Source organism: Acidimicrobiales bacterium, assembly GCA_035533095.1.
In the GTDB taxonomy this organism is placed as follows: Bacteria; Actinomycetota; Acidimicrobiia; order Acidimicrobiales; family Palsa-688; genus DATLUM01.
The window spans coordinates 26498-37802 of the sequence record DATLUM010000002.1; the positions used below are offsets into that span (position 1 = coordinate 26498).

General features: G+C 69.1%; 12 protein-coding genes and 1 tRNA gene. 7 read left to right on the plus strand and 6 right to left on the minus strand.

The window, feature by feature from the left end; translation table 11 throughout:
• Positions 1 to 88: 88 nt before the first annotated feature.
• Positions 89 to 1747: a diguanylate cyclase gene (locus tag VNF71_00135; protein ID HVA72958.1), complete on the plus strand. Its 1659-nt coding sequence runs from the start codon at positions 89 to 91 to the stop codon at positions 1745 to 1747.
• Positions 1748 to 1764: 17 nt separating this feature from the next.
• On the opposite strand, the gene VNF71_00140 is transcribed toward VNF71_00135, so the two are convergent.
• Positions 1765 to 2727 carry an MBL fold metallo-hydrolase gene (locus VNF71_00140; protein ID HVA72959.1) on the minus strand — a complete coding sequence of 321 codons (963 nt, stop codon included), beginning with the start codon at positions 2725 to 2727 and terminating at the stop codon, positions 1765 to 1767.
• A 52-nt stretch (positions 2728 to 2779) separates the two neighbouring features.
• Here VNF71_00140 and VNF71_00145 point away from each other — a divergent pair, with 52 nt between their 5' ends.
• Together VNF71_00145 and VNF71_00150 are read left to right on the plus strand one after the other, a co-directional pair.
• The gene (locus tag VNF71_00145; protein ID HVA72960.1) at positions 2780 to 3820 is read left to right on the plus strand and encodes a serine protease; all 1041 of its coding nucleotides are present in this window, start codon (positions 2780 to 2782) and stop codon (positions 3818 to 3820) included.
• Between the two features lie 85 nt (positions 3821 to 3905).
• A complete protein-coding gene (locus VNF71_00150) occupies positions 3906 to 4286 on the plus strand; it encodes a hypothetical protein (GenBank protein ID HVA72961.1) in 381 nt (126 codons plus the stop codon).
• A 24-nt stretch (positions 4287 to 4310) separates the two neighbouring features.
• Here VNF71_00150 and VNF71_00155 read toward each other — a convergent pair whose 3' ends face one another.
• From VNF71_00155 to VNF71_00170, 4 genes are all read right to left on the minus strand, one after another.
• Positions 4311 to 6599, minus strand: coding sequence for a transglycosylase domain-containing protein (locus VNF71_00155; protein HVA72962.1), 2289 nt, complete (start codon positions 6597 to 6599; stop codon positions 4311 to 4313).
• 69 nt (positions 6600 to 6668) lie between these two features.
• Positions 6669 to 7085 (minus strand): Rieske 2Fe-2S domain-containing protein, encoded by a 417-nt coding sequence (locus tag VNF71_00160; protein ID HVA72963.1) that lies wholly within the window; start codon positions 7083 to 7085, stop codon positions 6669 to 6671.
• Positions 6980 to 7831, minus strand: a complete 852-nt coding sequence (locus VNF71_00165; protein HVA72964.1) for an alpha/beta hydrolase — start codon at positions 7829 to 7831, stop codon at positions 6980 to 6982. The genes VNF71_00160 and VNF71_00165 overlap by 106 nt, the downstream gene beginning before the upstream one ends.
• Before the next feature lie 40 nt (positions 7832 to 7871).
• A complete protein-coding gene (locus tag VNF71_00170) occupies positions 7872 to 8126 on the minus strand; it encodes a WhiB family transcriptional regulator (GenBank protein HVA72965.1) in 255 nt (84 codons plus the stop codon).
• Between the two features lie 171 nt (positions 8127 to 8297).
• On the opposite strand from VNF71_00170, the gene VNF71_00175 reads away from it, so the two are divergent.
• Together VNF71_00175 and VNF71_00180 are read left to right on the plus strand one after the other, a co-directional pair.
• Complete coding sequence (locus tag VNF71_00175; protein ID HVA72966.1) at positions 8298 to 9242, plus strand: ArsA-related P-loop ATPase; 945 nt, start codon at positions 8298 to 8300, stop codon at positions 9240 to 9242.
• Entirely contained in the window at positions 9239 to 10279 is a 1041-nt protein-coding gene (locus tag VNF71_00180; GenBank protein HVA72967.1) for an ArsA-related P-loop ATPase, read from the plus strand. Before VNF71_00175 ends, VNF71_00180 begins: the two co-directional genes overlap by 4 nt.
• Before the next feature lie 19 nt (positions 10280 to 10298).
• Here VNF71_00180 and VNF71_00185 read toward each other — a convergent pair whose 3' ends face one another.
• Positions 10299 to 10655: an STAS domain-containing protein gene (locus tag VNF71_00185; GenBank protein HVA72968.1), complete on the minus strand. Its 357-nt coding sequence runs from the start codon at positions 10653 to 10655 to the stop codon at positions 10299 to 10301.
• Between the two features lie 76 nt (positions 10656 to 10731).
• On the opposite strand from VNF71_00185, the gene VNF71_00190 reads away from it, so the two are divergent.
• The gene (locus VNF71_00190; protein ID HVA72969.1) at positions 10732 to 11154 is read left to right on the plus strand and encodes a response regulator; all 423 of its coding nucleotides are present in this window, start codon (positions 10732 to 10734) and stop codon (positions 11152 to 11154) included.
• Between the two features lie 13 nt (positions 11155 to 11167).
• Positions 11168 to 11245, plus strand: a tRNA-Pro gene (locus tag VNF71_00195).
• Positions 11246 to 11305: the final 60 nt, after the last annotated feature.

The following is an 11305-nucleotide window of genomic DNA, read 5'->3' on the forward strand; positions in this document are numbered from 1 at the left end:
GGACCGTCAATCGAATGGGCAGCGGCTTTTTCTTCTTTTCGACGGTGTGGGCTCGGATGCCTGTCGCTGGTGGATAACCTTGCCGGGGGTGCCGATAAATCGACCGGTGGTACCGGATCCGAGCGAGCTTGGGGTGGCGCCTGACGCCGATCGTTTTCTGCTGATCAAGCCGGACGGGACGGTTGTCTGGGAGAACCCACAGGGCTGGGCGGCCGGTGCGCACCTCGCGAGCTTTCTCCATCCTTCCGGCCGGAGGATCCTGGACGAGTCGATCGGACTGGTGCTCGGGGGGCGGGCCGCGCGGCGGGACTTCACCACCGAGGTCGTCGGCTCGGACCGCGAATGGAGGCGCTGCGTGCTCGAAGTGTCGGCCGCGCCCCGGGAGTACGCCGACGCGGTGTTCGTCACCGTCCGCGAGGAGCGGGCGGACGACGGGGTCGGTGCCGCCGGCGGTGGGCGAGCGACGCACGACACCCTCACAGCCCTGGCGAACCGCGAAGCGGTAGAGGCGCGCTTCAGGGAGACTGCCGAAGAGGGCGGCGGCACGCTCGCCGTGTTCTACATAGACGTCGACCACTTCAAGCGGATCAACGACCGACTCGGGCATGCCGGCGGCGACGCCGTCCTGCTCGCCGTCGCGGACAGGCTCAGGGCGGCGGTGCGCCCCGGGGATCTGGTGTCGCGGTTCGGCGGCGACGAGTTCGTCGTCGTTGCCGGCGGCGTGGACAACCTGAGCGTCGCAGCCGTAATCGCAGAGCGGATCCGCGCTGGCATGGAGGCGCCGGTCCGCGTGAGTGGCCGCACGATCAACGTGACGCTCAGCGTCGGAGCGGCTGTTGGCGACGGGCGCAACGGCGACGTCCTGCTTCAGCAGGCGGACACCGCGCTGTACCGAGCCAAGGAGCTCGGACGCGACCGGGCGGAGATGTACCGCCCGGGCGACCGGATTCGCGGCTCGCGCCACGACGGAGCCGACGCGCTCCTGGCCGGCGCCCTCGAGAGCGGGAAGCTCGGCGTCGTCTACGAACCGATCGTCGACCTCGTCTCGGGCGCACCGGTGAAGATGCGCGTCTCGCTCGGCGCTCAGAGCGACGCCGGTGACGACGGGATCAGTGTCGAGCAGGCAGGGGAGCTGCTGCGGCTGGCCGAGGAGTCGGGACTCGTCGTGTCGTTGGGCGCGGGGATGCTCGACCAGGCGTGCGACTCGGCGAGCACTTGGCCGGCGGACGGAGACGGCAGGCCCACAGTCGGTCTCGTGTGGCCCATGACCGAACGTCAGCTGGACGAACCGCGCGCGGCCGACCAGGTCCTCGGCACGCTGGCAGCACACGGCGCCCCTCCCTCATGGCTGATGGTGGAAGTCGCCGAGGAGAGCCTGTCGAGCCCAGGTCCTTCCGTGTTGCGGACCCTCGACCAGCTTCAGGCCCGTGGGGTCCGGATCATGCTCGGCGGCTTCGGCGGGGCCGCCGGCGGCATGTCCACAGTCCGACGCTTCTCGGTGGACGCTCTGCTGCTGGACGAGTCGTTTCTCGACGGCTTCGGCGAGGACCGGCGCCAGACACGGCTGATGACAGCCGTGCTCGGCTTCGGACGGCTCCTCGAGATCGACGTGGCCGTACGGGGTGTGCGCACCGATGCCGAGGCGACGCTTCTCCGAGCGCTCGGGTGCAACTGGGCGTCAGGGCCGTATTTCGGGCTGGCCGAGCCGGCGCCGCGCATCGGGCCGCGACCTCTCCTGGGGGAGTAGGCCCCGGCCGAAGATCGTCAAGCTCTGGCGGCGAGGTACCAGCGAGCATCGATGTCCTCTGGCTCGTCGGAACGGGCACGGCCTTCGGCTCGCAGCTTGCGGAGGTGGGCCCAGACGGAGAAGCGGGCGACGGGGTGCAACTCCTTGGGGACTTCGACATAGATGGCGGCGACCAGGTCGTCGATGACGACGCCGGCGCCGGTGCTCCCGTGGCCGGCGTCGCCAGCGCGAAGCTGCGCAAGCACCTGGGCTTCGCGCTCCAGCCGGTGCCGCAGGTACCCGTCGAGCACCGCCCCAGGGTCGTCGATCATGTCCCCGTGGCCGGGTGCTATCCGCCGCGGCCTGCGGCTGCGGACTTTCTCCAGCGACTCGAGATACACGGCCATGTCCCCGTCCGGTGGCGCTATCACGACGGTCGAGCCGGACATGACGTGGTCGCCCGAGAACAGGAGCCCGGTCCCCTCGATCTCGAAGCAGAGGTGGTTCGAGGTGTGCCCAGGCGTGTAGACCGCTGCGACGAGCATCTCGCCGGTGTCGAGGGTGTCACCGTCCGCGAGCAACCGGTCGGGGGCGAACGACATGTCGTGGGTGTCGAGGTGGGTGATTTTGCGGCCGGGCACGGTGGGAGGCGCCGGCGGGGCCGGGCCGAAGGCGACGATCTCCGCCCCGGTCGCATCCTTCAGCGCGGCGGCGAGCGGCGAGTGGTCGATGTGCGTGTGAGTGACGAGGATCCACCGCAGGCGGTCACCGGCCTCCTCCAGCAACCGGCGCTCGTGCTGGTCGTCGATCGGTCCCGGGTCGACCAGCGCCAGCCGGTCGGAGCCGAGGAGGTAGGTGTTGGTCCCGGGCCCGGTCATCATCCCGGGGTTCGGTGCTACGACGCGGGTGACGCCGGGCGCGATCTCGATCGCACGACCCGGTTGGAGGTGCTCGGGCCAGGTGGAAAGCGCCGCCGGCGCAGCTGGTCGCGGCCCTGTCACGCGGGCGACCCTACCCCGGCAGCGGGCCGGCGCAGGCTACGTTGTCCTGACGATGGCGAGGAGGACACTCAGGTCCGCTGAAGGCACTCGCCGGGGCACCGCGGGCCTCCGGGCGGCACAGGACGGCGACGCGGACGGCGGTCCGTCCCCTGCCGGGGGCGCCAAGGGAGGAAGGCGTGGCGCCAGCGAGCGGCTCCGCCGGCTTCAACCGGGCTACTTCCGTGAGCGAATCCTCCCGAGGAGCATGCTGGGCGTCGCGTCGCTGATCCTGGCGTTCGCGATCGGCGCCGGGTTGAGCGGCGTCGTCCTGTTCTCCTACTACCAGTACAAGCTCAACCAGACCAACGACAATGTCAACGCGTTGGTCAACAACTACAAGAAGGCGTTCAGCGACGCGGAGGGCAACCTCAACGCAGACGTGGCCAACGCCAAGGCCGACATCCAGAACCAGCTCAAGGCTGTGCAGCAGCTTTCGGCCGGACCGGCAACGCTCGCCGCGCTCATCAAACAGATGTCGCCTTCGGTTCTGTTCGTGCACACGCTCGACGCCAACGGCCAACCGTCGGTGGGGACAGCGTTCGTGGTCTCTTCGAGCGGTTCGCAGTCGCTGCTCATAACGTCGTACACGACGGTCGCCGCTGCGACACACTCACCGGGCCCGGCCGTCTACGTCCGCCAGGGCAGCACCGACACGCAGGTCACCGTCCGCACCTGGGACCCTCAATACGATCTCGCGCTGCTCGTCTATCCAAAAGGCAACCTGAAGGCGATAACCGCTGCGTCGAACAATCCGTCACCGCAGCCGGGTGACAGGCTGTACGCGGTTTCCGGGCTCGGGACCGCCGGCGCTTCGATCACCCAGGCCAGCGTCGTGGACGTGTCGGCGTCGGGCCTCGCTATCGACGGCGGTATCGGCGCGGCTTTCCAGGGCGCCCCACTGGTCAACCCGCAGGGCCAGGTGGTGGCGGTCGCGTCGCGCACCTACGCGCCCCTGGGGTTCACCTCGGACAGCGTCTTCTACGCGGCGTATGTGGAGGCGGCGTGCAACAAGGTTCTCTCCTGTCCGGGGGGAAGCCTGATCGGTAGCCACTGAGCATCCTCCTGGCGACCTTTTGGCGGTTTGGGTTGGCCCTCCCGGGCGGGCGCGTTACCCTGGGTGTGGGGAGGGGGAGGGACCGATGGGTGTGGCAGAGATAATCGGATTCGCCGCCTGCTGGCTGGTCGTGGCGTCCCTGATGCTGTGGGGCGTCTTCACCGAGCGCCGGCGCGGCCCGTCGCCCATTCTCGACGCGGCGCAACTCCACCCGAGTCGCGCCCACCGGCCGGCGGCCTCCGATTGGATCGTCGTCGAGACGGCCGAGGGCGGCACACCCGACGTCGCCGAGCACCTCCGCTTCCTCGCCGGCGCCTGGCTGGCGTCGCGCGGGATCGACATCGACTCCCTGCCGCCGGCGGACATCCGCACCGAGGTCACGAGCACCGGCGACGGGTTCGCGACAACCCGCCTGTTGGTGCGCGCCGGGGCGCTGAACCCCGGCCGGCGCAGCCGGCGGGCGTAACAGCCGGCGGCGGGGCGGCCGGCGCTAGCCGCCCACCGGACCGCCGAATGGCGTCGTAGGCGGGCCGCCACCACCTCCCCCGCCTGACGGCACGGTCGTGGTGGTCGTGGGGTTGGTCGCCGGCGGAGGCGCGTAGGGCGTGGGCGCCGGGATCCGGTAGGGGCCTCCCGCCGGCGTGGGCTCGACGACGCCGGGTTCTCCGGGACGTATGCCGACGGTGGTGGTCGGACCGTGCGCCTGGAGCGCCGCGGCTTGCTGGGGCGGGACGATCGGCGCCGGCTGGGTAAACGGCGTCACCGGTACCTTCGCCAGCGCCGCGCTCATGAAGTTGCGCCACGTGATCGCCGGCCAGGTACCTCCGTAGACCGGGTAGACACCCTTCACCCGGCCCATCGACGTCGCCTGGCTGGCAGCATTCCCCATCCAGACAGCGGCCGAGAGGGTCGGGGTGTAACCGACGAACCAGGCGTTGGTGTAGTTGTTGGTCGTGCCGGTCTTGCCCGCGGCCGGCCGGCCTAGCCTGGCGGCGGTCCCTGTCCCGCTGTTGATCACCCCCGTCAGGACATTGGTGACGTTGTCAGCGATGTTTGCCGGCATCACGTTCGTGGTGGACGGGAGATGCTTGATGTTGTCGAGCAGCACCTTGCCCGACGCGTCGACGACCTCGAGCACGGGCGTGGGCTCGGCGCGCTCGCCGTGGTTGGCGAACACCCCGTACGCCGATGCCATAGAGAGTGGGGAGACGTCGACCTCACCGAGCGCGTACGGAGGGCAGTAGTAGAACGGTGGAGTGGAATAGTAGGCGGACTGGACACCCAGCTTCTTGGCGTTGGTCGCGATGTTCGGGCACCCCACCTGGGCCGCCACCTGCGCGAACACCGTGTTGGTCGAATAGACCGTCGCCTCTGCGAGCGTCTCGGACGTGCTGACGCCGGCCTCGGCGTTGTGGACCTGGCAGATCGACGGCGGCTGGCCGGGCGACGGCTTGCAACCCGGAACCTGGTAGACGGCGGGGGCCGAGTACACCGCGCTCGGCTGTATTCCCTGCTCGAACGCGGTGGCGAGCACGTATGGCTTCCAGGAGGAGCCGGGCTGTCGGCCCGGCGTGCCGCCGCTGATGGAGTTGCCGGACCAGCACGTGGCGGCCACCTGGACCGACGCGGTCTTCGAAGGTTGTGGATCGCAGCCGCCGATGGCGAGGTTGTCCTGCGAGTAGGGGCCCTTCCCGCCGTAGTCCCTGCCGGCGACGATCGCCGGCACGAAACCGGTCGAAGGCTCGACAGCGGCGAGCGACATCTCGAGCGGATCTGATGTCCCCGAAAGGGTCTGGCGCACGGCTGCGTAAGCAGCGTTCTGCACGGCCGGGTCGAGGGTCGTCTGGACCCTCAGGCCGCCGCTGTAGACCTCCTGCGGGGAGTAACGCTGCAGTAGCCAGCGGGTGACATAGTCGACGAAGTCGGGATACTGGGTCGCGCTGGTTTGGTACGGATAGACCACCGTGGACCCGGGCGGGACGTTGCCGGTCGACGCAAGCGCGAGCTTCTGGGCCATCGCCGCGTCGTACTGGTCCTTGGTGAGGTACCCGTACTTCAACATCTTCCCGAGCACGAGCTCTCGCCCGCTCTCCGCCGCTGCCAGGTTCTCCCGCGGAGCACGCGCGCTGGGCGCGGGTATGAGTCCGGCGAGAGTCGCGGCCTGCGAGACGTTGAGGTTCTGGACCGGGACGTGGAAGTAGTTCAGCGCCGCCGCGCCAACCCCGTAGTTGCCGTCGCCGAAGTAGACGATGGTGAAGTAGCGGTACAGGATCTCGTCCTTGCTCGCCTGGCGTGACAGCTGGCTGGCGAGGATCGCTTCCTTGACTTTTCGCACGATCGTGCGATGCGCGTTGGTGTATGCAAGCTTCACGTACTGCTGGGTGATCGTCGACCCGCCCTGCACCGGAGCCCGGTTGCGGAGGTCGGCCCAAAACGCGCGGATGGTGCCGCGGAGGTCGACGCCGCCGTGATGGTAATAGTTGTGGTCCTCGTCGGCGATGACCGCTGCCTTCAACACCTGCGGGATCTGCGCCTCTGTCACCGGGACGTTGGTGTCGAAACGCTGCAACGACGCGATCTGCTTCCCGTACCGGTCGTACAGGATCGTCGGAAGGATCGCGGGGTTGGCCTTGGGGATCGGGATGGTCGCGGGAAGCGGGAGGAAGATGAGCCCCGCGAGCACCGTGGCGCCGAACGCAACGGGTGCACCGACGACGGTGACGGTCGCCAGAAAGACCGAGCTGAAGATCGTCCTGACGATCCTCCGGAACAAGCGCATTACGCCGCAAGCTTCGCGCACGCCGACGGCGGCGAAGGGGCGCCTACCGCGCGACGGCCGGTCTTTCTCCTAATCGTCGACCTCGACGAGAACTTCGCCCCCCTCTTCCCGCACGGGATATGTACGCAGGCCGGGGTGGCGGCCGAACGTCGTGACGTGCTCTCCGGTCTCCAGGTCGTAGCGCCAGCCGTGCCACGGGCACGTGACGCAGCCGCCGGACACGAAGCCGTCGTCGATGGGGTTACCGACGTGCAGGCAGATGTTGTCAACGGCTGCCAGGCCCGATCCGATGTCGAACACAGCGATGTTGTGGTCGGCCACCCTCACAGGCCATCCCCGGCGCTGCGGGACGTCGTCGCGCCGGCAGACCCGTACCCAGGTCACCCAGCGGCGCGGGCCGCTGCAGCGGCCGGCGGGACCGACGCTGCGGCGGCGACTGTCTCCGCCATCACCTCCGCAAACGACTCCGGATCCGCCAGCAGCCACGAGTGCCTGCCCCGGACCACCGTGCCCGGCCGGCCCAACGCCTCGCACAACGACTCGAAGCAGGCCTTCGGGATGATCACGTCGCCTTCCGCCCACACCGCACGGACCGGCATACCCGACCTGCGCAGGGCGTCGAGCTCCGCAGCGAGGTCGATGCGCCGGGCGAGCTCCGCAGCGCGCCAGACCCCCATCGGGTTGGTGGCCAGATTCGGGCCGGCGTCCTCGACAACGGCCGCTAGGGTCAGCAGCGCCCGGCGGTCGAGCAGCAGATCCTTGGGAAAAGACACGGCCCAGTCCCACAGCGGCCGCTCCGCCATGGTCCGAGTCTTGTCGCCCGAGCTCTTCCATACCGACCCGCCCAGCGGGTTGATCAATACGAGTTGGGAAGCGCGGCCGGGGAAGTCGTGCGCCAGCTTCGCGGCGACCGCCGCCCCGAAGCTGTGGCCCACCGCGACCACCGGTCCTTCCTCGCTTACAGCGGCAAGGAACGCGTTGGCCCACGCGGCGTACGCATCGAGACCGCAATGTCGTGCCGGGAGAGTCGCGCTCCCCCCGAAGCCGGGCAGCGCCGGCGCGTACACCCGGCACCCGAGACGGGCGAGCCGGCTCAGCGCCCGCTTGTAGGCACGGTTGCCGAGCGCCCACCCGTGGACGAACAGGACGGGTACGCCTTCGCCCGCGACCCCGTACTTCACCCGGCGGCCGCACACCTCGGTCGAGGTCCACACCAAGCGGTCCGTGTTCATTGCGGCGGAGATTATCGGGGGCGTCGGTGTATCTGGGGTCTTAACGGGAGAGAAGGGCGCGACGCTCGGCCTCGTTGAGGCCCCCCCAGATGCCGTGGGGCTCACGGATCCGCAGCGCGTAGTCCAGGCAGGGGCGCCTTACCGGGCAGGTGGCGCAGATCGACTTGGCCCTGGCTTCCCGGTCCTCCTTATCGTCCTTGCGTTCGAAGTTCGCTGGCGGGAAGAACAGCCACGTGTGGGGGCCGCGGCAGGCCGCCTTGGCCTGCCATACATCCTCAATGTGCTGGACGCTCATAACCGCGGCGCCTCCCCGTTGCTCTCGCGAGCAAGCTACATCCGCGGCGGCCGGTCGACAAGAGGCAATGTCGTGGCTGCGTCCCATCTGACCTGCGCTTTCCCGCTTCGGGGGCACCAACGGCGGTCCTGGCTAACCTGAGCGCTGATCCTGCCGGCCCAAGGGAGTGAATTGGACCGAAACGAGTTCAAACCGCCCGCCCGGGTGATGATCGTCGCCGGCAAGGGCGGTGTCGGTAAGACCACCGTCAGCGCGACCCTGGCCTACGTCGCCGCCAGGGCCGGCCTGCGAACCCTCATCGTCGAGGTGGAGGGCAAGAGCGGCCTGCCCGAGCTGTTCGGCCGGAACGAGGCTCTCAGCTACGAGGAAACCGTTCTGCTCGCCGAAGGCGAGGCCGGCCGGGGGGCGGCCGAGCTGCGCGCCAGGACTCTGACACCCGACGACGCGCTGGTGGAGTACCTCGAGTCCCACGGTCTGCGCCGGGTGTCCAAGAGGCTGTCGTCCACGGGGACCCTCGACGTGGTGGCGACTGCCATTCCGGGCATCAAGGACATCCTGGTTCTCGGCAAGGTCAAGCAGCTCGAGGTGCTGAGCGCTTCGGGGGCCGAGGGCGCGCCTGAGTTCATCGTGGTGGACGCGCCGGCGGCGGGCCACGCGGTGTCGTTTTTGGCGAGTGCGTACGGGTTGTTGGACGCGGCGCCGGTCGGGCCGATAAGAGCCCAGGCGATCGAGGTGACGAGCTTGCTCGGCGATCCCGCTCGCTGCCAGGTGATGCTGGTGACCATCCCGGAGGAAACACCGGTCAACGAGGCGGTCGACACCGCCTTCCACCTCGAGGACCGCGCAGGCGTGAAGCTGGCGCCGATCGTGGTGAACGCCGTGTGGCCGCACCTCGACTTGGTCATGGACGGATCGGAGGGCAGCGTGCGCGCCGCGGCGGAGTTCCGCTCGCAGCGCCAGGCGCTCCAGGAGGAGCAGATCGCGCGGCTGGCGTCGATGCTGCCACTGCCGCAGGTGATCCTCCCGTTCCTCTTCACGACCGAGTTGGGGCGGGGGGATCTCGAGGTGTTGGCGGAGTCGTTTGCGCCGCAGCTCGCGGCGGCGGAAGGCAGGTGAGCTCGCTGGAGCAGCTGGTGCTCGAGCGCCGGGTGATCATCTGTGCGGGTCCGGGCGGGGTCGGCAAGACGACCACCGCGGCCGCCATCGCGCTGCACGCCGCGCGGCTGGGCCGGCGGTCTTGTGTCGTGACCATCGACCCGGCCAAACGGCTGGCCGACGCTCTCGGCTTGAAGGAGCTCACCAACGAGGCCAGCCCGGTAGAGGGCGTGGGCGGCGGCGGGCTGTGGGCCCTGATGCTCGACACGAAGAGCACCTTCGACGAGGTGGTGATCCGCAACGCCGGCTCCGAGGAGCAGGCCAGGGCGATCCTCGACAACCGCCTGTACCGCAACATCTCCGGCGCGCTCGGCGGGACGCAGGAGTACATGGCCATGGAGAAGCTCTACGAGCTCTACCAGTCGGGCAGGTTCGACCTGGTCGTCGTCGACACACCGCCCACGCGCCACGCTCTCGAATTCCTCGACGCGCCGGGCCGGCTGCTTCGATTCCTCAACAACCGCATCTTCCGTCTTCTGATGATGCCCACGAGGGCGAGCCTGCGCGCGGTGGGCGTTGCGACGCAGATGCTGCTGCGCACGGTCTCGAAGGTGGTGGGCGGGGCGATGGTGTCGGACGCGGTTGCGTTCTTCACAGCGTTCGAGGGGATGGAACAGGGTTTCCGCGACCGCGCCGCGAAGGTCGAGCAGCTGCTGAGTGATGAGAGAACGGCCTTCGTGGTGGTGTCATCACCGCGGCGGGACGCGACCACAGAGGCGGTGTACTTCGCGGACCGCCTTCGCGAGTCGGCCGGTTCGGTGGAGGCGATCGTTGTCAACCGGATGTTCCCGTCTTTTGGGCCGGTGCCCGAGGGGTTGTCGGGTCCGTTGGCCGAGAACCTCGAGCAGCTCGACCGTGTCGCCGGAAGGGAGGAGCGGTACGTCGAGGAGCTGGCCCGGCGGCTGCCGGGAGCCCCAGTGGTCAGGGTTCCTTTCCTCGCGGGCGACATCCACGACCTCCACGGCCTGGACGAGATCGCGCGCTGGATGTTCCCCTGATAGCGCGGACCTCTTCAGCTCACTCTTTTACAGTCGCATCCTTCGAGAGCGCTGCAGCGGCCTCCTCGATCGTCTCCGCGACGGTCACGATGCGGTCGAAGCCCGTCGTGCGCAGCAGCCGCACGAGGGTCGGGCGATTGCACGCCACCGCGACATCACCCCCGAGCTCGCGCGTGCGGCGGATGGCGCCGATCAGGGCTCCCAGGCCGGCGGAGTCCACGAACGGGATCCCGGACATGTCGATGAGCAGACGGCGCCCGTTCGCCATGTCCGCCAGGGCCTGGCGGAAGTGGCTGACGGTGAAGGCGTCCAACTCGCCGACCGGGCGGCAGACGGTAAACCCCTCGGGTGTCTCGTCTTGGTGGATCGTGAGCACGCGTCCTCCTGAACCCGCCCTGCGGCGGCGTCCACAGGATGGTACCCATGTCCGGAGGGCAGCTACCCTCGGGCACGTGCCAGAGATAGTGATAGCTACGGATTCGGCCGCCGTCTGCGACGAGGTCAGCTCGGTCGTCGCGGGGCCTGGCACCACGGTCAGGTGGGTCCGGGCAGGCGAGGCGGTCAGGGAGGAGTTGAACGCCCGGCCAGCCGACCTGGCGGTCGTGGATATGCAAATCACCGCCATGGGGGGCATCGCCGTGGCCTTCGACCTGCGCCTGGAGGCCGACGCCGGCCGCCTCGACCCCTGCCCCGTGCTGCTGCTGCTCGATCGGCGTGCGGACGTCTTCCTCGCACGGCGAAGCGGGGCGCAGGGCTGGATCCTCAAGCCCCTGGATCCGATTCGCCTGCGCCGGGCGGTGGGGGCGCTGCTGGCCGGCGGGACCTGGCACGACGCCAGCTTCGTCCCAGATCCCGTCGCGGTACCGGTCAAGTAAGCTGGCACCCCTCCGGGAAGTAGCGCAGCTTGGTTAGCGCGCAGCGTTCGGGACGCTGAGGCCGCGGGTTCGAATCCCGCCTTCCCGACCAGGTCAGGGGCCATTTCCGTCGATTGAGTTATCCGGATTTGGTCCCGCGTGCGCGATCCGT

Coding starts and splice junctions, on each gene's coding strand:
- VNF71_00170 (HVA72965.1), bottom strand. CDS start 8,126: ATGAGCGTCCAGCACATTGAGGATGTATGGCAGGCCAAGGCGGCCTGC.
- VNF71_00155 (HVA72962.1), bottom strand. CDS start 6,599: ATGCGCTTGTTCCGGAGGATCGTCAGGACGATCTTCAGCTCGGTCTTT.
- VNF71_00150 (HVA72961.1), top strand. CDS start 3,906: ATGGGTGTGGCAGAGATAATCGGATTCGCCGCCTGCTGGCTGGTCGTG.
- VNF71_00145 (HVA72960.1), top strand. CDS start 2,780: ATGGCGAGGAGGACACTCAGGTCCGCTGAAGGCACTCGCCGGGGCACC.
- VNF71_00165 (HVA72964.1), bottom strand. CDS start 7,831: ATGAACACGGACCGCTTGGTGTGGACCTCGACCGAGGTGTGCGGCCGC.